The sequence below is a fragment of the Aminobacter sp. SR38 genome, assembly GCF_014843375.1.
GTDB lineage: Bacteria > Pseudomonadota > Alphaproteobacteria > Rhizobiales > Rhizobiaceae > Aminobacter > Aminobacter ciceronei.
Window position 1 is genome coordinate 4,032,501 of sequence record NZ_CP062112.1, and the last position, 19,127, is coordinate 4,051,627.

General features: G+C 57.9%; 17 protein-coding genes, 1 tRNA gene and 2 rRNA genes (1 of these 20 only partly in view). 13 read left to right on the plus strand and 7 right to left on the minus strand.

What is annotated here, in order from left to right; all coding sequences use genetic code 11:
• The 3 genes from IG197_RS19825 to IG197_RS19835 form a co-directional block, all read left to right on the plus strand.
• Positions 1-2,362: ribosomal RNA gene (locus IG197_RS19825) — 23S ribosomal RNA — on the plus strand (it extends 449 nt beyond the left edge of the window).
• A 100-nt stretch (positions 2,363-2,462) separates the two neighbouring features.
• Positions 2,463-2,577 (plus strand): 5S ribosomal RNA (gene rrf / locus IG197_RS19830).
• 171 nt (positions 2,578-2,748) lie between these two features.
• A tRNA-Met gene (locus tag IG197_RS19835) sits at positions 2,749-2,825 on the plus strand.
• 13 nt (positions 2,826-2,838) lie between these two features.
• Here IG197_RS19835 and IG197_RS19840 read toward each other — a convergent pair.
• The 3 genes from IG197_RS19840 to IG197_RS19850 all read right to left on the minus strand — a co-directional run bounded on the left by IG197_RS19840 (position 2,839) and on the right by IG197_RS19850 (position 5,803).
• The gene (locus tag IG197_RS19840; protein ID WP_192314498.1) at positions 2,839-4,602 is read right to left on the minus strand and encodes a recombinase family protein; all 1,764 of its coding nucleotides are present in this window, start codon (positions 4,600-4,602) and stop codon (positions 2,839-2,841) included.
• Positions 4,603-4,618: 16 nt separating this feature from the next.
• Positions 4,619-4,846, minus strand: coding sequence for a hypothetical protein (locus IG197_RS19845; protein WP_154387210.1), 228 nt, complete (start codon positions 4,844-4,846; stop codon positions 4,619-4,621).
• Positions 4,847-5,119: 273 nt separating this feature from the next.
• Positions 5,120-5,803, minus strand: coding sequence for a hypothetical protein (locus tag IG197_RS19850; RefSeq protein ID WP_154387209.1), 684 nt, complete (start codon positions 5,801-5,803; stop codon positions 5,120-5,122).
• A 146-nt stretch (positions 5,804-5,949) separates the two neighbouring features.
• Here IG197_RS19850 and IG197_RS36255 point away from each other — a divergent pair, with 146 nt between their 5' ends.
• Positions 5,950-6,192 (plus strand): helix-turn-helix transcriptional regulator, encoded by a 243-nt coding sequence (locus IG197_RS36255; protein WP_246670906.1) that lies wholly within the window; start codon positions 5,950-5,952, stop codon positions 6,190-6,192.
• 603 nt (positions 6,193-6,795) lie between these two features.
• On the opposite strand, the gene IG197_RS19855 is transcribed toward IG197_RS36255, so the two are convergent.
• Positions 6,796-8,091, minus strand: coding sequence for an AAA family ATPase (locus IG197_RS19855; RefSeq protein ID WP_154387208.1), 1,296 nt, complete (start codon positions 8,089-8,091; stop codon positions 6,796-6,798).
• A gap of 186 nt (positions 8,092-8,277) precedes the next feature.
• Here IG197_RS19855 and IG197_RS19860 point away from each other — a divergent pair, with 186 nt between their 5' ends.
• From IG197_RS19860 to IG197_RS19870, 3 genes are all read left to right on the plus strand, one after another.
• Complete coding sequence (locus IG197_RS19860; protein WP_246765194.1) at positions 8,278-8,802, plus strand: tetratricopeptide repeat protein; 525 nt, start codon at positions 8,278-8,280, stop codon at positions 8,800-8,802.
• 75 nt (positions 8,803-8,877) lie between these two features.
• Positions 8,878-9,441 (plus strand): hypothetical protein, encoded by a 564-nt coding sequence (locus tag IG197_RS19865; protein WP_154387207.1) that lies wholly within the window; start codon positions 8,878-8,880, stop codon positions 9,439-9,441.
• 113 nt (positions 9,442-9,554) lie between these two features.
• Positions 9,555-10,049 carry a hypothetical protein gene (locus IG197_RS19870; protein WP_154387206.1) on the plus strand — a complete coding sequence of 165 codons (495 nt, stop codon included), beginning with the start codon at positions 9,555-9,557 and terminating at the stop codon, positions 10,047-10,049.
• Positions 10,050-10,075: 26 nt separating this feature from the next.
• Here the strand turns inward: IG197_RS19870 and IG197_RS19875 are convergent, their stop codons facing one another.
• From IG197_RS19875 to IG197_RS19885, 3 genes are read right to left on the minus strand one after another with little or no spacing between them, the layout of a single operon-like run.
• On the minus strand, positions 10,076-11,143 hold the full coding sequence (locus IG197_RS19875; protein ID WP_192314501.1) for a phosphatase PAP2 family protein: 1,068 nt from the start codon (positions 11,141-11,143) through the stop codon (positions 10,076-10,078).
• The gene (locus IG197_RS19880) at positions 11,140-12,237 is read right to left on the minus strand and encodes a phosphatase PAP2 family protein (protein WP_154387204.1); all 1,098 of its coding nucleotides are present in this window, start codon (positions 12,235-12,237) and stop codon (positions 11,140-11,142) included. Before IG197_RS19880 ends, IG197_RS19875 begins: the two co-directional genes overlap by 4 nt.
• A gap of 58 nt (positions 12,238-12,295) precedes the next feature.
• On the minus strand, positions 12,296-12,814 hold the full coding sequence (locus tag IG197_RS19885; protein ID WP_154387203.1) for a prepilin peptidase: 519 nt from the start codon (positions 12,812-12,814) through the stop codon (positions 12,296-12,298).
• A 395-nt stretch (positions 12,815-13,209) separates the two neighbouring features.
• On the opposite strand from IG197_RS19885, the gene IG197_RS19890 reads away from it, so the two are divergent.
• From IG197_RS19890 to IG197_RS19915, 6 genes are all read left to right on the plus strand, one after another.
• A complete protein-coding gene (locus IG197_RS19890; RefSeq protein ID WP_154387202.1) occupies positions 13,210-13,410 on the plus strand; it encodes a hypothetical protein in 201 nt (66 codons plus the stop codon).
• Between the two features lie 66 nt (positions 13,411-13,476).
• On the plus strand, positions 13,477-14,454 hold the full coding sequence (cpaB, locus tag IG197_RS19895) for a Flp pilus assembly protein CpaB (RefSeq protein WP_154387201.1): 978 nt from the start codon (positions 13,477-13,479) through the stop codon (positions 14,452-14,454).
• Positions 14,455-14,535: 81 nt separating this feature from the next.
• Positions 14,536-15,981 (plus strand): type II and III secretion system protein family protein, encoded by a 1,446-nt coding sequence (locus IG197_RS19900; protein WP_246765195.1) that lies wholly within the window; start codon positions 14,536-14,538, stop codon positions 15,979-15,981.
• A 462-nt stretch (positions 15,982-16,443) separates the two neighbouring features.
• On the plus strand, positions 16,444-18,042 hold the full coding sequence (locus IG197_RS19905) for a pilus assembly protein TadG-related protein (RefSeq protein WP_246670905.1): 1,599 nt from the start codon (positions 16,444-16,446) through the stop codon (positions 18,040-18,042).
• Entirely contained in the window at positions 18,039-18,488 is a 450-nt protein-coding gene (locus IG197_RS19910; RefSeq protein WP_154387198.1) for a TadE/TadG family type IV pilus assembly protein, read from the plus strand. Before IG197_RS19905 ends, IG197_RS19910 begins: the two co-directional genes overlap by 4 nt.
• Positions 18,482-19,093: a TadE/TadG family type IV pilus assembly protein gene (locus IG197_RS19915; RefSeq protein WP_154387197.1), complete on the plus strand. Its 612-nt coding sequence runs from the start codon at positions 18,482-18,484 to the stop codon at positions 19,091-19,093. Before IG197_RS19910 ends, IG197_RS19915 begins: the two co-directional genes overlap by 7 nt.
• The last annotated feature ends 34 nt before the right edge of the window (positions 19,094-19,127 follow it).

Consider the following 19,127-nt stretch of genomic DNA (forward strand, 5'->3'; position numbering starts at 1 on the left):
TCTGAACATGGGGAGACCACTCTCCAAGCCTAAGTACTCGTGCATGACCGATAGCGAACTAGTACCGTGAGGGAAAGGTGAAAAGCACCCCGACAAGGGGAGTGAAAGAGTACCTGAAACCGGTTGCCTACAAACAGATGGAGCCTGAAATGGTGACATCGTACCTTTTGTATAATGGGTCAGCGACTTAGTGTGTCGAGCAAGCTTAAGCCGGTAGGTGTAGGCGCAGCGAAAGCGAGTCTGAACAGGGCGTTCAGTTCGACGCATTAGACCCGAAACCGAGTGATCTAGCCATGAGCAGGATGAAGGTAAGGTAACACTTACTGGAGGTCCGAACCCATAACTGTTGCAATAGTTCGGGATGACTTGTGGCTAGGGGTGAAAGGCCAATCAAACTCGGAAATAGCTGGTTCTCCGCGAAATCTATTTAGGTAGAGCGTCGACCGAATACCCCAGGGGGTAGAGCACTGGATGGGCTAGGGGATCTCACCGATTTACCAAACCTAACCAAACTCCGAATACCTGGGAGTACTAGTCGGCAGACACACGGCGGGTGCTAACGTCCGTCGTGAAAAGGGAAACAACCCTGACCTACAGCTAAGGTCCCCAAGTTATGGCTAAGTGGGAAAGGATGTGAGGATCCCAAAACAACCAGGATGTTGGCTTAGAAGCAGCCATCATTTAAAGAAAGCGTAACAGCTCACTGGTCTAAATAAGGGTCTTTGCGCCGAAAATGTACCGGGGCTAAAGCCATACACCGAAGCTTAGGGTTTGCAGCTTGCTGCAAGCGGTAGCGGAGCGTTCTGTAAGCTGACGAAGCCGTACCTGTGAGGGGCGGTGGAGGTATCAGAAGTGCGAATGCTGACATGAGTAACGTAAGGGGTGTGAGAGACACCCCCGCCGAAAGTCCAAGGGTTCCTGCTTAAAGCTAATCTGAGCAGGGTTAGCCGGCCCCTAAGTCGAGGCAGAAATGCGTAGACGATGGGAACCACGTTAATATTCGTGGGCCTGGAGGAAGTGACGGATCACGTATGTTGTGGGGTCTTATTGGATTGATCCCTGCAGCGGAGTGGTTCCAGGAAATAGCTCCTCCTTATAGACCGTACCCGAAACCGACACTGGTGGACTGGTAGAGTATACCAAGGCGCTTGAGAGAACTATGCTGAAGGAACTCGGCAAATTGCACGCGTAACTTCGGAAGAAGCGTGACCCTTTCCTGCGCAAGCAGGGTGAGGGTGGCACAGACCAGGGGGTAGCGACTGTTTATCAAAAACACAGGGCTCTGCGAAGTCGCAAGACGACGTATAGGGTCTGACGCCTGCCCGGTGCTGGAAGGTTAAGAGGAGAGGTGCAAGCTTTGAATCGAAGCCCCAGTAAACGGCGGCCGTAACTATAACGGTCCTAAGGTAGCGAAATTCCTTGTCGGGTAAGTTCCGACCTGCACGAATGGCGTAACGACTTCCCCGCTGTCTCCAGCATAGACTCAGTGAAATTGAATTCCCCGTGAAGATGCGGGGTTCCTGCGGTTAGACGGAAAGACCCCGTGCACCTTTACTATAGCTTTACATTGGCATTCGTAGTGGCATGTGTAGGATAGGTGGTAGGCTTTGAAGCCAGGGCGCCAGCCTTGGTGGAGCCACCCTTGAAATACCACCCTTATCTCTATGGATGTCTAACCGCGGCCCGTTATCCGGGTCCGGGACAATGTATGGTGGGTAGTTTGACTGGGGCGGTCGCCTCCTAAAGAGTAACGGAGGCGCGCGATGGTGGGCTCAGACCGGTCGGAAATCGGTCGTCGAGTGCAATGGCATAAGCCCGCCTGACTGCGAGACTGACAAGTCGAGCAGAGACGAAAGTCGGTCATAGTGATCCGGTGGTCCCGTGTGGAAGGGCCATCGCTCAACGGATAAAAGGTACGCCGGGGATAACAGGCTGATGACCCCAAGAGTCCATATCGACGGGGTTGTTTGGCACCTCGATGTCGACTCATCGCATCCTGGGGCTGGAGCAGGTCCCAAGGGTATGGCTGTTCGCCATTTAAAGCGGTACGTGAGTTGGGTTCAGAACGTCGTGAGACAGTTCGGTCCCTATCTGCCGTGGGTGTAGGAATATTGAAAGGATCTGTCCCTAGTACGAGAGGACCGGGATGGACGGATCTCTGGTGGACCTGTTGTGGCGCCAGCCGCATAGCAGGGTAGCTATATCCGGACGGGATAACCGCTGAAGGCATCTAAGCGGGAAACCCACCTTAAAACGAGTATTCCCTGAGAACCGTGGAAGACGACCACGTTGATAGGCCGGGTGTGGAAGTGCGGCAACGCATGAAGCTTACCGGTACTAATAGTTCGATAGGCTTGATCGTTCTCATTCCTTATGTTCATCGCAGTGCGATCCCAAAGGGATCGTCACGAAAAACGACAAAAGCACAAAAACAGCTTCTCGATTAACATGCGCTTTGCCGACCTGGTGGTTATGGCGGAGCGGCTGCACCCGATCCCATTCCGAACTCGGCCGTGAAACGCTCCAGCGCTGATGGTACTTCGTCTCAAGACGCGGGAGAGTAAGTCGCTGCCAGGTCTGCCAAGCGCATGTTAAATCTTCTCGATACAAAAGGCCCGCCAACGGGTAGACGGGCCGCGTAAGCGGCCCTTTCCTTTGGCAAAAGCCAGACAAAAAGACATTTTGCCCGTGGCAAAAGTCGGAAAGCGTTGAAAAAGGACGTTTTGCCTGTCGCAAAATGTCCGGTGGCGCGGGGTGGAGCAGCCCGGTAGCTCGTCAGGCTCATAACCTGAAGGTCACAGGTTCAAATCCTGTCCCCGCAACCAATCTTCCTCGAAATCAACGAGCTCTATCGCTGGCGGAAAGCTTCGCTTTCCTGGCGATGGTAGCTCCTCGTCCTGCGGACCATAACCTGAAGGTCACAGGTTCAAATCCTGTCCCCGCAACCATTGATAACGACACTCCCGTGAGCTCTGCTCCGGGAGTGTTTTTGTTTGCAGTCCCAACAGCCTGCCGCTTGGTCCAGTTCAGGATCGTGCCCAGGTCCCCATACAGCGTAGCTTCGATCTCGCCGCGCTTGGCGCCAGGTGTCAGAACGATCTTCTCGATCAACGATCGCAGCGCCGTCGCGGCCTGCGGCCGATCGTCCGGATGATTGAGCGCCTCGGTCAGATGCGCGACCTTCCGCGCATAGAGTGACGATATGCTCGGCAGCAGGTCCGGCTTGTCTTGAGGAGCTGCGGCAAGCACGTTCGTGAGTTCGGCCTTGCGCGCCTCGAGGGCGTCCATCTCGGCCTTCATGCTCTCGTGAAACATGCCGGCCTTGATCGCCTCGATGATGCTGCGGATCTGCTTGTCGACCTTCACCAGTTCTGCGTTCCAGCCATCGGCATTGGCGCGGCGCTCGCGGTTGAGACGGTTGGTCTCCTCGGCGTAGGCCCTCATCGCAACCGCGGCTGCCTCCGGCGCCATCATCCTGTTCTTCAGGCCGGCTAGCACCCGCTGTTCCAGCTCGCTCCGCGCTATGGTGCGCTTGTTCGGGCATGAGCCATTGCTGGTGTGGCTAGAGCAGGCGAAGCGGTCGACGCTCCGCAAGGAATAGGGGCCCTCGCAGCACCCGCAAAAGACAAGCCCCGACAGCAGTGACTTCGGCCGGCGGGCACTGCTCAGCCGGTTGCGCATGTGGTGCGCGCGGACCGCCGCGGTCAGGTTGACGGACCTGTCGGCGATCTCGCTCTGGCGCGCCTTGACCGCTTGCCACAGTTCGTCGCCCACGATGCGCAACTCGGCCACGTCGGTGACGATCCATTCGCTCTCCGGATTGAGCCGGGAGACGCGCTTGCCGGTTGCGGGATCCTTCACATAGCGCTGGCGGTTCCACATCAGTCGACCGACATAGAGTTCGTTGTTGATGATGCCTGTGCCGCGCCTGACATGGCCGCGGATCGTGGTGTCGTTCCACAGCTTGCCGGCAGGTCCTGATATGCCCTGGTCATTGAGGTTCTTGGCGATCGCGCGCGGACTTATGCCTGTGGCAAAGTCCCGGAAGATGCGGCGGACGACCTCGGCCTGATCAGTGTCGATCTCGCGGTCGCCCTTGAGCTGGTCGCCGCGCTCGTCGACATGCCTGACGACACGATAGCCGTAACACAGCCCGCCGCCGGACTTGCCGAGTTCGACGCGGCCGCGCAATCCGCGCCGGGTCCTCATGGCGAGATCCCCGAGAAACAAGGCGTTCATCGTGCCCTTGAGGCCGACATGCAGTTCGGAGATCGCGCCCTCTGCGAGAGTGACGATCGGCACGCCGGCGAACTTCAAATGTTTGTAGAGTGTTGCGATGTCGGCCTGGTCGCGAGAAATGCGGTCAAGGGCCTCGGCCAGCACCAACTGGAACAACCCGCATTGGGCGTCGCGGACCAGTTTCTGGATGCCGGGCCGCAGGATCTGGCTTGCTCCGGAGATGCCGGCATCGTGGTAGGTGCCGGCGATCTCCCAGCCTTCGCGCGCCGCATGTTCGCGGCAAAGCCGGAACTGGTCCTCGATCGAGGCTGCCCGCTGCTGGTCGGATGAGTAGCGGGCATAAAGTGCTACGCGCATGGTCATGAACAATGCTCTCGGTCTAGCTGGTGTCGGAGTTGCCGTCGCCGGCTCTTTCGCCCGGTGGTTCTGCCTTGGCCGCGTGAGAGTTGGGGGCGGCATTGGCGTCCGTTGTGTTTGCAAAGCGCTCTCTTGCCATGCCGCGGCCGATCAGCCAGGCGAGAGCCAGGATCGCCGGATGGCTTCTGGGCCTTTCGGGGTGCTCGCTCGGGGAGGGCGCGTCGGCGGCCGTCACGTTGTCTTCTGCCACAGGCTTCCTCGCTTCGTGGTGTCGAAGCGGGGATGAAGCTGCCAGATATGCTGGCCGGGAAGGGGGAAAATGCAGCCGTAGCAACGTGGCGCGCAATAACCTGCATTCGGCGCCCTCTCCTAAGCAGACGCAGGATGCCGACTGCCGCGACGCTGGAAGCGCCGATCAAGGCCTTGGCGCCAACCCGCCTTGACCTTGACCGGCTCCGCCGTGAAGCCACATGCAATGAAGCCACCCGGCGAATTGTCCGGCAGGGCAGGGGAGAGGCAAGTCTCACCGTTTACCGTCCGGGAAAAACGCATGCGGTGTTAGCTGGTGCCCGATCCGCATCAGGTCCTCGCGCGCCGAGCGGATTTGCGGCCAGGGAAAGGCCGAACGATCTTCCCAGTCCGCGCCGTTGCGCAACACCGCATCGAGCTTGCCCACGACGCCTGCAAGCGAGTTGGCGGGCGTCCCGGAAAGCGCCTCCAGCAGCTCCGCGACCCTTGCAAAGCCTGCCTGCTCAGCCCTTAGGCCCTCGAAATAGCCGATCTCCGTCGCAACCACCTCGAAATGTGCTTGTCGCGCGTCGAGTTCAGCTTCGGCCTTGGCGCGGATAGCCGCCATGTCCGTTCGGTCGCCGACAATCCTGTCTAGCGCTGCCTTCGAGCAAACGATGGCCTCCTCGCCGTCAGGGCTGCTCACAACCGTCCACAGCCCATCCACTCGCTCGGCAAGTGCTGCCTCGAGCTTCTGCTGCCGATCACAGAGCCACATTGCCCGCACATATGCCGCTTCCCAATCCCGCCATACTGCCATCGCCGGGTCTTTGGGATCGGGTACTATGTCAGAAGCTGCTGTCGCGCGGGCCAGAGCATTCCCGCCAAATGCCCACCCACCGCTGACAACAAACAACCCGCCAAGCGCCAGCCGCCGCGTGACGCACCCAAAACTCATGCTATGGTCGGAATCAGCCATGATCCGAGCTCCTGAACAGCTTAGGTTATGGTCAGGCCGAGCCGCGGTTGAACACCCTTGGCGGCCGCTAAGGTATTAAATCGTATCAGGGTTACGATAATGGCAATTGGCCTGAAGATCAACAAAATTCGTATCTGCGTTACGAAATGAATGCAATTCAATGCAAAATGGCGCGCGTCGCGCTGGGGTGGGGAACGCGAGACCTTGCTCGAAACGCGGAGGTATCGCCTGATACGATCGCCCGTCTTGAACGGGGCGAACAGCTAAAGAGTTCGACGATCGACGCAATTCAGCTAGCGTTCGAGACCGCCGGCATCGAGTTCATTCCGGCAAATGGTGGCGGCCCAGGCGTACGGCTGGCTCGAAACTCAGAACCGAAGCGCAGTTAAAGCCCGGATGGGAGGGTTCCTATTTTTAGGCGTTGCTCCGCGCCAACACTAAGACCATTTTCTCACCCACCTGTCATTCATAGCGATGAGCAGCATAAGTCCGACTCTGCCCTCCGAAGGCATGGTACCCGCCCACCAACTTGCCTTAGGTTTACAAGTTTTCGGGCAGGGAGTGCGGGGAGCTTTACGCTATGGGGCACACGCGGCAGGCTCCTGTCCCCGGTCCCTTGCCCATAGGTCTACTTTCGCTAAAACGTAGCGCTTCCTATTCCGATCTGGCACCGATGAGGCAAACGACGGCTACCACCAAGATAGCAACCCAAACCGTCGCGGACCACGCCATTACGTCGCCATTGAGCATTTCTGGAGCACTCCTTCACTGTCCGCCGGAAAGCCAGTATCCACCAAATGGTCCTAGCCATCTTCATGCCGGGATCAAACGCTTTTCCAGGCTTTCCGTGCAACTAAGATGGCGATTTTTCCTCGTGCTTATTGTTCGGAAGCACTATGGAAGCACAAGAGATCGTACCAGTTTCGACGCCGCCTCTGTGGAAAGAGCCATCGATGTCCGCTCCAGGATGACGCGCTGCTTGCGCCTTCCGGCTAACGAGGCACGAGATTCTGCCACGCCGACGCGAGTAGTGTGGCGTTCATATGTGGCTTGTCTCCGCGGAACTGACAGGTCGAGATGACAAAGTCGATTAGATATCTCGGGTGGTGGCCGGCAGGTGTGGCGCCCTTTGACAAATAATGTTCGGTGAAAAACTTCTCAAAGATTGTCAGATCGAACTCAATCCCCCGCCTTTTGCAAACGTCAACAAAGATCGAATGATAATCCGCTGCAGTTGGAGTTGGAATCTCGATTTTGTAATAAAGCCGGCGCAGCGCTCCTGCATCTGCAAGATTCTTCGGTTCAATATTGGTCGAGAAAATGACCAATTGGTCGAATGGTACAGAGAACTTCCTTCCAGTGTTCAGTGTAAGCTGATCGAACCCTCGCTCCAGCGGGACAATCCAACGGTTGAGAACAGCTTGCGGATCAGTACGCTGACGTCCGAAATCGTCGACAACGAAGACGCCTCCGGTTGCCTTGAAATGCACCGGTGCTTCATAAACGCGCGATGCGGCGTCGAACGCCAGATCGAGCATATCTAAAGTGAGTTCGCCGCCGGTAATGACTAAGGGCCGTCTGCACAATTGCCATCGTTGATCGTAAGTTGGCTTGGAAGTGCTTCGATCCTGCGTCTCGACTGGCGTATGAACCGCCGAATCGAAGAAATTGATGATCTGCCCGCCCACGATAAACGAATAGGGCAAGTAGACAGCATCCCTGAACGCCTTCCCTACTGCCTCTGCGATGCTGGTTTTCCCGTTTCCGGGTTCGCCATACAGAAGGATCGACCGTGCCGAATTGACTGCTGGTCCGATCGTGTCAACGAGGCTCTCGGGCAGAACCAGATGAGAAAGGGCAGCTATGATGGCATCACGCGAGAGACGCTCCATACCGATGGATTGCTGGTGGATTTGTGCCACGAATTCTTCGAGGGTAACCGGCGCCGGCCCGACATATTGTGACTGAGCCATCGCATCGAGTGCATAGTCGTGACCTCGACCGCCCAAAGCGTAGCGCACCTCGCCGCGCATGTCCGTTCCGGTTAGTCCTTTGGCTTCTATGATCTGGAGGCGCTGAAGCTCCTTCACAAGAGCGCTCACAATGGCGACCGGAAGGCACATTTCCCGCGCCATTGCGCTCGCCGTCATTGTGCCGTTGATGCGAAGGGTTTTTGCTAGAAGTTTGAGCAGGATTTCCTGCTCAAGACCGGTTTCTTGGACTGTGGAAGGAATTTTTGGAGCGCGGAAGGCCCCCTGAAATCCGAACTGATGTGCTGTTTCGGTCATGCAGGCGACCCCTAAATTCTCTTAAACATGTCAATCCGAGCAGCAAAAATCAAATCGGGCCGCCTATGGCAAATTTGCAACAAGCTCGCGCAATCTCAACGCTAGGGAACAACGCCATTACGAATTCCTTCATTAGCATCGGCATATATGGCAATAACATATCTTATTTAGCCTGAGGAGGCCGCATTGGCCAAAGTCCTTCCGGTCATCTGCTTGGCGGTCTGTGCAGTGGTTGCTGGCTGTCAGTCGAACGTCAAGTCGGCTGGCGGCGCGGAGGATATGTCAAGTTTTGGCGACAGTGCCGACTCCGTGAATGACCTGTCAGACGCATCATTTTATCCTACGGACGAACTGGTGCAGAAGGGAAAAGTCCAGTTCAAGGAGCGTAATTTCGGCAAGTCCTACGCCTTGTTCAAGAAGGCTGTCGAGGTTTATCCCAAAGACCCGCAGGCGTGGCTCGGCTATGCTGCGTCGGCAGATCACTTGGGGCGCTTTGACAATGCAGACCTTGCGTATGCAAAACTTGAGAAAATGATCCCCAACAGGCCAGAGTTTTTGAACAACCGCGGTTACTCTTATCTGCTGCGTGGCGATCTACCTCGGGCGCGGCGATACTTTGTCAAAGCCTATGAAATCGATCCTTCGAATGAAACTACAGCCAATAATCTGGAACTGATGCGAAACAGCGCATCGCTTGCAGAACGCGGTTAAAGCGGAGCGATGGTGAGCTCGACGGCGGCAGCGGAGACATTGGCACTGCCGGACGCTCGCGCCCAAAAATCTGCCATGCTTGAACTCAGCCTGATCCGGCTCCGTCGCGCCACATGGGTCCTCTCAGTGTTTTCCTCGATTCTGCTGTTGCTGACTGCCGTGTCCATGATCGTTGCGTTCCAAATGTGGGGCATGGTCTCCGAAACCAGGGAACTCGCCGAAAAGCTCGGAAATCTCGGTGGCTTTGAAAAGCGCGTCGTCGACCGCCTCGACAGTTTCAACGTTGGCGTCCAGTCGCTCATCGACAGAACGAACGGCCGGTTGGAAGAAATCCGGGCCGAAGCCGAGAGGGCTGCGAAGCTGTCCCAGGAATCGGCGCAACGGATCGGAATAGCCACTGACCAGCTTGAAATGCGCATGAATTCTTTTGCCTTGCAGTCGGACGACGGCGAGGCGATCGATTTTGGGCCGGCCGAGCAGCCGGTTACCCGAAGTGCCCCTGGTCGGAACGCGACGGCGGCGGCACTGCTTGCCGGACAGCCGGATGCGACGCAAGGCAACCCGGCGCCGCAGGCGTCGCAATCGTTCCGACGGACAACCAACGCCGATGGAAGCGTTACCTACGAGAAGGTCAGGTAGCGGGGTCCAGCACGCTTCGACGCGTCCGAATTGGCTGCGGTCATGGATTAATGATCCCTTAGCTTTAAGGCTCTACGAATGCCCTAATCCTTGGGTGCGGAAGGGGCTGTTTGATGCGCAAGATGTCCGACGTCGCCAATTGGTTGCCCGCACTCGTTTTTGTTTTGATGGCAATGTTTCTTGCCATGCGCATGGCGGTTGGCGCGTTTCCGGCGAGCGAATGGACCTGGCGGCTATATTTGGCTCTCGCGCCATTCGGCCGCGAGATCGGACTTTTCTTTCCGGCCAGCTTTGCGGGCGGAATGGCGTCGGTTGTGCTTGCGCTCGTGCTCGCCACCGCCGCCGCCGCCAAGCCAATCCCGGCCCGCAGGGCCCGATTTCTGACGCATCACGCAGCGCTTGTTCTGCTGATCGTGGCGCTCAGAGATGAGGGCGTCTTCGCGGCCTCATCCGACGGAGCAATCGTTGGACATCTCGGATTTTTGCCCGATCTGAACAGCATGTCCCCGTTCTTCGTTGTGCTCCTGCTGGGCGTAGTGTGGGCCTGCGCTTCGACGCACAAAGCCATATTTTGGGCGATGATCCATCCGGTCCGCACGCTGGATTAAGGCCGTCAGGCTTTGCGGGGCGAACTTCAGCCTTGCTCGACAGTGGCCGGCGCATATCTTGGCGATCCAAGCGCCAGCCGCGCCAACGAACCCGCCAATCTCCAGAATGCGAGCGCTAGCACCACGCCGGCAATTCCGTCGACGGCATAATGCCAACCAAGCTGTATGGACCCGATGAGTACCAAAAACGCGAAAGCCAGACCGGCGGATCTTGCCACTCTGCCCTGGTGCCGGAGAGCACAATAGAGCAGGACAGCGAATACGACGTGCAGGCTTGGCATGGCGGAGATGCCGGAAATCGCCCCCTCGTTGCTGGTGTAGGCCGCCCAAAGGGCATCCTGCGCTAGCAGCGCCCAGATCATGCCGGTCTGCTCGTTGGCAAGTCTCAGACTGCTCATCAGCGGATCAAAGGTGTGATCGCCGATCAGCCTTTCAAGGAAACACGGTCCGGCGGAGGAAAAGAAAATGGCCAGGAAATTCCCAGCCACGACCCAAGCAAGAAACATCGCGAACATATACTGCATGCGCAAGTGGTTATCCCGCATGAATGCGCACCAGACGATGGCGGAAACGACAAGGATCAGCCAAAGATTGTAGAAGAAGTTCAGGCCGACAAGGGCAGGAATGCTGCCGAAAAGCAGGCTCGTCCATTGATAGGCGTCATAGCCGCCGAACAGAAGGCGGTCCGCCGCCACGAACTGCAGATCCCATGAGAATGCATTGACCGTCGGGATCGACGATTTGATGGTTGCAAAAGTCCTGATGGTCAAAATGGAAATGATCAGGACGTGCGGCACGTGGATGTAACGGTCATGGGCGATCAAAGCCTCCCGAAGCGCACCGATTAGGGCGCGCGTGGGGTTCTGCCTGCCTTCGCGCAGAAGGCGAACGACCACGACCAGCATGTAGGACAGGCTGAGATTGACAATAAGGTGCGTGGCAACGCGCATGTAGAAGCGGCCGGCCTGGTAATATGGCACCAGGTAGCCAAGTTGGATCATCAGCCACATGATGCCTATATGGCCAACCATGCCGACATAGAGCCAGCGGTATTGCCGGGACACCACAAAGAACCGTGACAACCAGGGGTTCATGCGTGTCTTCGCCTATCGGTCTCTATCATGGCGGACTGTGCTGCAGCGGCCGGGCGCGCCAACATCCCCGCGGCGGCCCACAGCACAATGACCACGGCCCATCCCACATAGGCGTCGATGGCATAGTGCCATCCAAGGTGCACCGAGCCGACGAAAACCAGCAATGCGTGGACAGCTAAAAGCCAGGCCAGCTTCCTGCTCAGGTTCCAGGCAGCGAGCACATTGAGCAGCGCGACTGCGTTGTGCAGGCTTGGCATCGCGGAAATGCCTAATGGTTCTGTCTTGCCGAGATAGCCTTGCCATAACAAGTCCTGTGTCCAGAGTGCAGGCAGGGGTACCAGGTCCACATGAATGGCGCGCAGATAATCCATCAGCGGCGCGTAGGGGTTCGGTACGATCCCTAGCGGGCTAAAATAACACGGGCCCGCCGATGCGAACGTTTTGGCGAGCACACTGCCACAAACAATCCAGGTGAGAATGAACCCTAGCAGATAACGTTTGCGTATCGGGCACGCTGCTTCCGCGAAGAGGAAGTAAAGCGCCATCATCCACATCACCAGAAGCCAGAGCTGGTAGTTGGCGTTCAGGATGATGGTGACGGGCCAGTAACCAGCGACCGGCTGCAGCCACTCCCAAGGTAGCTTTCCCAGATGAATGATGCGGTCGATCTCGGTCAGTCGCTGGTCCCAACCGATCGATGCAAAATCTCTCAATTGGGCCTTCATGGTCCAGAACGCCCCGCAGACGAGTGACAGGATAAGCAGAATGGCTATGCCTCGCCCGATTGTTTCGAGGTTTCGCGAAACGGTCTTGGCTTCCGAAAACATGGTAACGATGGGTCGGTGAGGACGCGCGACGTGGACATAATAGATGAAGCGCAACACGGTTGCCGCTACCAACCAGAACAGGAAGATGCCGGCAATCGACTTGGCCAGATGGAGAAGCATCGGGCCACTGCCAACGCCGAGGTAAAGCCAGACGGCACCGAAATAAAGTAACGCCACGGTCGCAGGCAGTTTCAATTCATTTAGAACGAAGCCGATTGACCCTGCGGCGCTCAAGACGGCTGTATGCTGGGTGTCAGCGTTCGACATCAGCCACCATAGCGTCGCTCATAGTCCGATCCTGCAAATCCTGTCGCTGCCATAGGTCTCATCCCAGTGCGGCGGTGGCGTACCTGTCCCATGCCGACACGAACAAGGCGCCAACCAGAATGACCGCGTAAGGGACCTTTCCGGTCCGCCGAATTTCATTGAGACGCATGCCGGGAATGGTAGCACCCAATCCGGCGGGGAGTGGCAGCTTCAGCGCAAGCAGTGCGACCACAGCCAAGGCAGCGAGCCAGATCGCAAACGGCAGCAGGGCCGTCCACCCAAGAAATAGGCCAATCGGGAACATCAGCTTGGCATCGCCTGCACCGAGCAACTTCAACTGCCACAGCACAAAGCCAATCGCCATCAGCAGGAACGCCGTGGCGAGGGACCAGACAACATCTACGCCGAACCGCAGCGTTTCCCCGGATGCGAGAACCACGCCAGCGAAGATGACATAACAGGCAACCAGAACGAGGATGGTGCGGTTGGGTATCTTCCAGGTCATGAAGTCGACCCAGGCTGCCCGGCTGAAAGTGGCGGCAGAAACAAGTAGCGTTATGACGACGATAGCTGTCATCTGTCAAGCATCGCCAAAACTTACGAAAATATTCATAGCGCTATCCCGCTTGATAAATAAGGTGAGTTGGCATTAGATGACGTGTGGTTTCGTCGCTGTTGCTTATAAAGTATTAATCGCAATAGCTGCTTGAGTCGCAAGTTTTCATCGAATTGTCTCATCGGTCGCCCTATTGTGATCCAATAATCAATCCTTATGTTCTGACTCTGCTTGGCCACCAAATGGAATTTTTCTACATGTTAACCTTATTAGTTAGTTTACATTATCATATAAGGCCCTCCTAATTGACCAGACCCTAATTAACAGATTATTAATAACGACATCGGTGGGGCGATTTTCGATGTCACGCCGAGTGTAGATCAGGGTGTTCACAAAGTGTTCAAGGGGAGTGCGTCATGAAAAAGGCATTGGAAAGTGTGCGGGCGTTCGTCGCGGACGAAGACGGGATCGCGCTGACAGAATATCTGGTTCTTCTCGGGCTGATCGTCGCCGCCGTGGTCGTCGCGGTAGGTGCCGCTGGGTCGAGCCTGGCGGGTGCTTGGGAGCGCTGGGGCACCTGGTGGGATGGTCTTGAGCCGGAGCCGCTGCCGGCCTAACGTCGAACAGAGTTGCATGCGGGCGACTGGGTCAGACCCGGTCGCCCATATCATGGGGGGTGGGCAATGAAATCTTCAACCATCGTAAGCCTGCTGGTGTCGGTCTTCCTGGCCGTTGCTGCAGTATTCGCGGTGCAGGCCTATCTCAAATCTCAGACACAATCGCTGGCCGCCAATCGACCTGCGCCGGGACCAAAGGGTATGATCGTGGTAGCCGCGCAGCCGATGCGCTTCGGCCAACTGGTGGAGCCGGCGGCTCTGAAGGAGATCGAATGGCCCGCGGGCTCGGTGCCGCAGGGCGCGTTCAAGTCGATCGCCGAAATCATGGGCGATAGCACGCAGTCTCGATATGTGATGACGGGAATTGAAGCTTCCGAGCCGATCCTTGCGTCAAAGATCACCGGTCCTGGTCAGCGTGCGACGCTTTCCGCGACCTTGAGCGCGGGGATGAAGGCCGTATCTATCCGAGTCAACGATGTGCTTGGTGTCGCTGGTTTTGTGCTGCCGGGCGACAGGGTAGACATCATGCTCACCCGTCAGCTCGACGCTGAGGGTGACGCAAAACGCAACGGCACAACGGATGTTTTGTTGCAAGGGGTCAAAGTGCTGGCGGTCGATCAGTCGGCCGACGATCGCGCGGACAGGCCCGAGATCGTCAAGACGGTGACATTGGAGGTATCGACGGTCGAGGCACAGAAGCTCACCCTGGCAGCGACGGTCGGCACACTTTCACTGACGCTGCGCAACGTCGCCTCTGCGGAAGTGGAAAATGTCGCCTCGGTCGATCTGTCGGACCTCAGTAGCGGTGCACCTGCCGAGGCACTTATGCAGGAAAAAGAACAGGCCCGCCTGGACAGCATCGAGAAGTTTGTGCGCACCGTCGATGAAAAGGTGGATGCGCGCGTCGAACAGTTAAAGAGCGAGTTGAACAAACCCGCTCCCGCTGCAACTGTTGCGCCCGTGCCACGTGCGCCCTCAACCGTCGGCGTCGGCGTTTACAGGGGTGCAGAAAGAACGGAATATCAAGTAATGGCTGTTAAGTGAGGAACATTGTAACTGCAGCCTTGGGGGGTTTGCGTGATTTGCTCGGCTAACAAGGGAAGGCGGATCAAGCGGCGTTTCGCAGTGGCGGCAATTCTGGCCAGTGCGCTGACCGGTGAAGTGATTTGGCCTGATCGGGCGATGGCACAGGATCTGCGACTATCCCTCGGAGCCGGAACAGTATCACGCGCCCAGGTGCGCCCCGGCATGACCCTGACTGTCCAGACCAATATTCCCTACGCCGATCTTGTCATTGGCAAGACAAGCGTGGCGGATGTGGTGCCCTTGTCTGACCGGTCGTTCTATATTCAGGGCAACGCCCCCGGCATCACCAATATCTCCCTTTTCAACGAAGACAAGAAGCTGCTTGGCATCGTCGACGTGCGGGTGCGCCAGGATTTCAGCGACGTCAACGCCGCCGTTCGCGCGGCAGTACCAGGCGCCGATATCAAGGTTCTGAACCGCAACGAGAAGATCGTCCTTTCCGGCATGGTCGCCAATGCGTCGCAACAGGCAGCCGCGATTGCCGCCGCGCAACAATTCGCCGAAAAGGATGGGCAGGTCATCAGTTCGCTGGGGGTCACCGAGAACCAGCAGGTGGCGCTCCAGGTGCGCGTCATCGAGGCCTCGCGAAGCGTTGGCCGCGATTTGGGTGTCAAGGTCCGGGCGAAGGGCGGCACTTCGCTTTTCGGGTCGGGAACAGGTCTGTCGGTCAACGCTGAGGATGGTCAGGCACAGACGTTCCTCAGCGACGCCGATTCCGGCCAGCGTCTGGCGTCCACAAACACGCCGTTCGGTACACTAGTCGCCCAGGTGCTGGAAGGTGCTGGCGTCAAGGTCGATGTCATCATCGACGCGCTTGAAAAGAAGGGCCTGGCGCGGCGCCTGGCTCAACCCAACCTTACGACGATCAGCGGTGAGCCGGCGAGTTTCACCGTTGGCGGCGAAGTGCCGATCCCGTCCAGCTTGGGCGACAACGGGACGGTCGGCTATGTCTACAAGGACTACGGCGTCCGCCTCAATTTCCTGCCGACCGTTCTCGGGCACGGCAAGATCAACGTGCGGTTGGAGTCGGAGGTCAGCGAAATCGACCGATCCCTGGTCGTCAACGGCTTCCCGGCATTTTCCACCCGCAAGGCTTCATCGGTTCTGGAGTTGCGCGACGGCCAGAGTTTCGCCATGGCCGGCATGCTTCAGTCGGTCAATGAACGCGACGTTCAGCAACTTCCCTGGCTTGGACAAATCCCGATCCTCGGCGCCCTTTTCCGCTCGACCAGTTTTCAAAAGCGCGAGACGGACCTCGTAATCGTGGTCACACCTTATCTCGTTCGACCCACGTCGCCCGGTGAGGCGTTGCGCACACCGCTGGACAATACGCGCCCGTCCAACGACGCCGAGCTTTTCGCCTTCGGCATGCTGGAAGTGGACAAAGACATGATCCGCAAATTCCGCGATGGCGTGGGTGCCAAGGGGGCCTATGGCCATCGTATTGATCTTGATTTCCCGGATGGCGCCGTTGTCAAAAAGTAAGATCATCCTACTCGTGTTCACTATCAGTCTCGGTGGTTGCGCCGACTATATGAACAATCGTGACTCGGTCACGCTGGGTCTGGGCGACGCGCCTGAGGCAAATCTGGCCATCCAGACGGTTGACCCATTTCCGCAGCATTCTCGGAACACGAGGATAGAACCGGACGCAGGCAAGGTGAATGAGGCCTATCGGCGCTATCAGGAGCCTTGCGACAAGGACGTTGCGCCTTGCCGCGCCCCGCCGGGGCCGCGGGTCGTTATCAACAATAATGCTATGCCGGGCGCGCAAGGCCCGGCGACTGCACCGACCGGGTACTAGCGAGGGTACGAGGCCGGGTTGTTTTAGAAATGGGAGTATCAGAAACGGTGTGAGTGTGCGGCCTCACTGACCAGGGCTTGGGACAAGACACCATGGGGAGTTTAGTCAGTGTTGAGCTGGCCGGCCGTCTGAGGCGCCGGGCCTTGAAGATTGGGTTTTCGCGCGATGACAGCGGCTATGCCGTAGTTCTGACGCTTGTAGCCCTACCGCTGATCGTCGGCGTGGCCGCTTTTGTGATTGACGCTTCGCGCGTAACGAACCTTCATACCGACCTTCAGGATGCCGCCGACGCGATGGCGCTGGCCGGTGCGCGCGAACTTGACGGGCGCGACGATGCGATCCCGCGTGCCAAGGCAGCAATCCAGGCAATGATCGGCAATCAGGCCTGGTTCGGCAACGGCGGCGACGGCATGAGCATGGGCGATCGCATTGACGTCAGCTACAACGCCGCGACCGGTGCGGGGAACGTCACCGTCCAGTTCATGGAAGGCATTCCGGCCTTCGACGATCAGGCCATCAACGGCAATTGCATCGACCGCAGAGGCCGTGATGTCTCGTGCAACGTCGAGGCGGACTACGGATCGGTAGACGAGCAGTCGAACCATGCCAAATATGTTCGGGTTATCGCCAACGACTTCAATGTCCGCACGATGTTCACCCTGCCCGGGCTCGGCCGCGACGAAGTGCCCGTCCAGGCGGAGGCGGTGGCGACATACCGGTCATCGGCCTGCGAACTGACGCCGATCTTCATCTGCAACCCGTTCGAGGGAAGCGGCAATCCAGACTTTCATCAGAACTTCAAGGACGGCAACCTTTATGCACGGCAGATAACCATGACGTTGCGGGGCAGCACGACCGCCGGTCCCGGCAATTTCGGTTATCTTGCCGTGGGTGGCAGCGGCGCCAGCGTGTTGCGTGGGGCGCTCGCCACCAACAATCCTGGCATTTGCTATGACCCCGACGAAATCCTGACCGAGCCAGGCGGCAATATCGGTCCGGCCGAACAAGGACTGGGGACACGCTTCGGCATTTACGCTGGCCCGATGAGCAGCAATGCCAGCGACCCAAACTTCAGACCGGACCGCAATGTGCGCATGGGGCAGGATTACAAGGCCAATGGCACTCCGCAAAGCTGCTCATCCTATCAGCCGGAAATCAATCCGATGGACGCCATGCCCTTCCCGCAGGGGACATCCACGACGAATCTGAGCGGTGGCGGCAACATTTCGAACGGTACCTGGGATCTCAATCGCTATTGGCAGGTTTCACACGGCGGCCTGACCTCGCCGCCCAGCGCCGGCACGCCGGCGCCGGCAGCGCCAAGTGCCGTTGTTGACTATCGGCCAAGCCTGCCGTCAACCGCTACTGCGGCCATTACGCATCCTTCCCGCTACGATGTCTATCAGTACGAATTGTCAAACAACCGGGTTAATGATCGTGCTCCCGGCGGCGAGCGCGGCAGCCCATCTCCCCAGTGCTACAGCGGCTACAATCCAGCGGACTATGCAGGTGAAAGGCGCGTGATCGTCGCGGCTATTGTCAATTGCATCGAGCATCAGGCCGAACTTAACGGTCGCAAAAATCTGGAAGCCGAAGCCTACACGCGCTTGTTCCTCACCAAACCGATGGTGACGGCAGGCAGCAACAAATACATCTCGCTCGAGGTGATCGATGTCACCGGCAAGGGAGGAATGGGCACGGTCGAAGATCATCTGCGTGAGGAGGCGGAGTTGGTCCGATGAACCCCATCGCAAACCTTCGCGACTTTCTAAGCGACGAGCAGGGTGTCGCGATGACCGAGGCGATCATCGCGGTACCGTTCCTGACCTTCCTGGCCATCAGTGTGCTGGAATTCGGCTCGGTCCTTTGGCAGCGTGAGCAGATCGAAACCGGGATGCGCGATGCTGCGCGCTATATGGCACGTTGCCGCCATTCCGCCGACAGCTGTCAAAATGTGGCGCGCAACCTAGCCTACTACGGCAGCGCTGCGGCGACGACGCGGCTGCGCGTCCGCGACTGGAACGCGGACAATTCGCCAATCACTTTCACCGAATCGGTATCCGGCTCAAGCACGATCATTTCAGCTACAACGACGCACCAATTGTCAGGCTCGCCGCTCTTCAGCGCACTCGGCATCGGCAACATTACAGTGAACGCCAACCACAACCAGCGCAAGATCGGATGGTAGTTGTCATGCTGCGGAGATTTTTCCGATCAAAGTCGGGCGTGGCGCTGACGGAAGGGCTGATCGTCTTTCCTATTGTGGTTCTGGCCATCAGTCTGTGTGTCGAATTCGGCTACATGATGTATCAATGGAACCTTGCAGCGAAAGCCATGCAGCTCGGCGTCCGGAAACTGGTCGTATCTGAACCGGCGACGCCTGACTTCAACACGGTCTTCGCGTTCGATGACACGCAGTCGGGGCAGCTGATCGATGCAGATGCGGGCGTACAGTCGGCCTGCGGCGCAGGGACCGGCATAGCTTGCGATGCGACCATGATGACCAGGCTCATCAGTGGCAACCTAACGGGAGGCCAGAGATGGCCCGGACTCGCCAATTATTTTCCTGGCATCACAGCTGGTCAGATACGCATCATCTATGAGCTCAGCGGGTTGGGTTATCAGGGACGCCCAGGGGGGCCCGTCGTAACCGTACGCATGGAGATCGCCCGCGATGCCATCGACTTTCCGGTGATCGGACGGCTCCTTGAAAGCATTGGCATCGGCTTCCCTCCCTTCACCGTCACCGCAACATCAGAAGACCTCCGCAGCTGCCCCGGCCCCTGCAGTTAGACTGGATATTTGATGAACGTGAACCTGAGCACTA

What these genes read in the sequence shown, in the direction of transcription:
- IG197_RS19880 (WP_154387204.1), bottom strand. Translation starts at nt 12,237, where the DNA reads ATGTCGAACGCTGACACCCAGCATACAGCCGTCTTGAGCGCCGCAGGG.
- IG197_RS19885 (WP_154387203.1), bottom strand. Translation starts at nt 12,814, where the DNA reads ATGACAGCTATCGTCGTCATAACGCTACTTGTTTCTGCCGCCACTTTC.
- IG197_RS36255 (WP_246670906.1), top strand. Translation starts at nt 5,950, where the DNA reads ATGAATGCAATTCAATGCAAAATGGCGCGCGTCGCGCTGGGGTGGGGA.
- IG197_RS19840 (WP_192314498.1), bottom strand. Translation starts at nt 4,602, where the DNA reads ATGACCATGCGCGTAGCACTTTATGCCCGCTACTCATCCGACCAGCAG.
- IG197_RS19850 (WP_154387209.1), bottom strand. Translation starts at nt 5,803, where the DNA reads ATGGCTGATTCCGACCATAGCATGAGTTTTGGGTGCGTCACGCGGCGG.
- IG197_RS19915 (WP_154387197.1), top strand. Translation starts at nt 18,482, where the DNA reads ATGGTAGTTGTCATGCTGCGGAGATTTTTCCGATCAAAGTCGGGCGTG.
- IG197_RS19855 (WP_154387208.1), bottom strand. Translation starts at nt 8,091, where the DNA reads ATGACCGAAACAGCACATCAGTTCGGATTTCAGGGGGCCTTCCGCGCT.
- IG197_RS19910 (WP_154387198.1), top strand. Translation starts at nt 18,039, where the DNA reads ATGAACCCCATCGCAAACCTTCGCGACTTTCTAAGCGACGAGCAGGGT.
- IG197_RS19875 (WP_192314501.1), bottom strand. Translation starts at nt 11,143, where the DNA reads ATGAACCCCTGGTTGTCACGGTTCTTTGTGGTGTCCCGGCAATACCGC.
- cpaB (WP_154387201.1), top strand. Translation starts at nt 13,477, where the DNA reads ATGAAATCTTCAACCATCGTAAGCCTGCTGGTGTCGGTCTTCCTGGCC.
- IG197_RS19870 (WP_154387206.1), top strand. Translation starts at nt 9,555, where the DNA reads ATGCGCAAGATGTCCGACGTCGCCAATTGGTTGCCCGCACTCGTTTTT.
- IG197_RS19865 (WP_154387207.1), top strand. Translation starts at nt 8,878, where the DNA reads ATGCTTGAACTCAGCCTGATCCGGCTCCGTCGCGCCACATGGGTCCTC.
- IG197_RS19890 (WP_154387202.1), top strand. Translation starts at nt 13,210, where the DNA reads ATGAAAAAGGCATTGGAAAGTGTGCGGGCGTTCGTCGCGGACGAAGAC.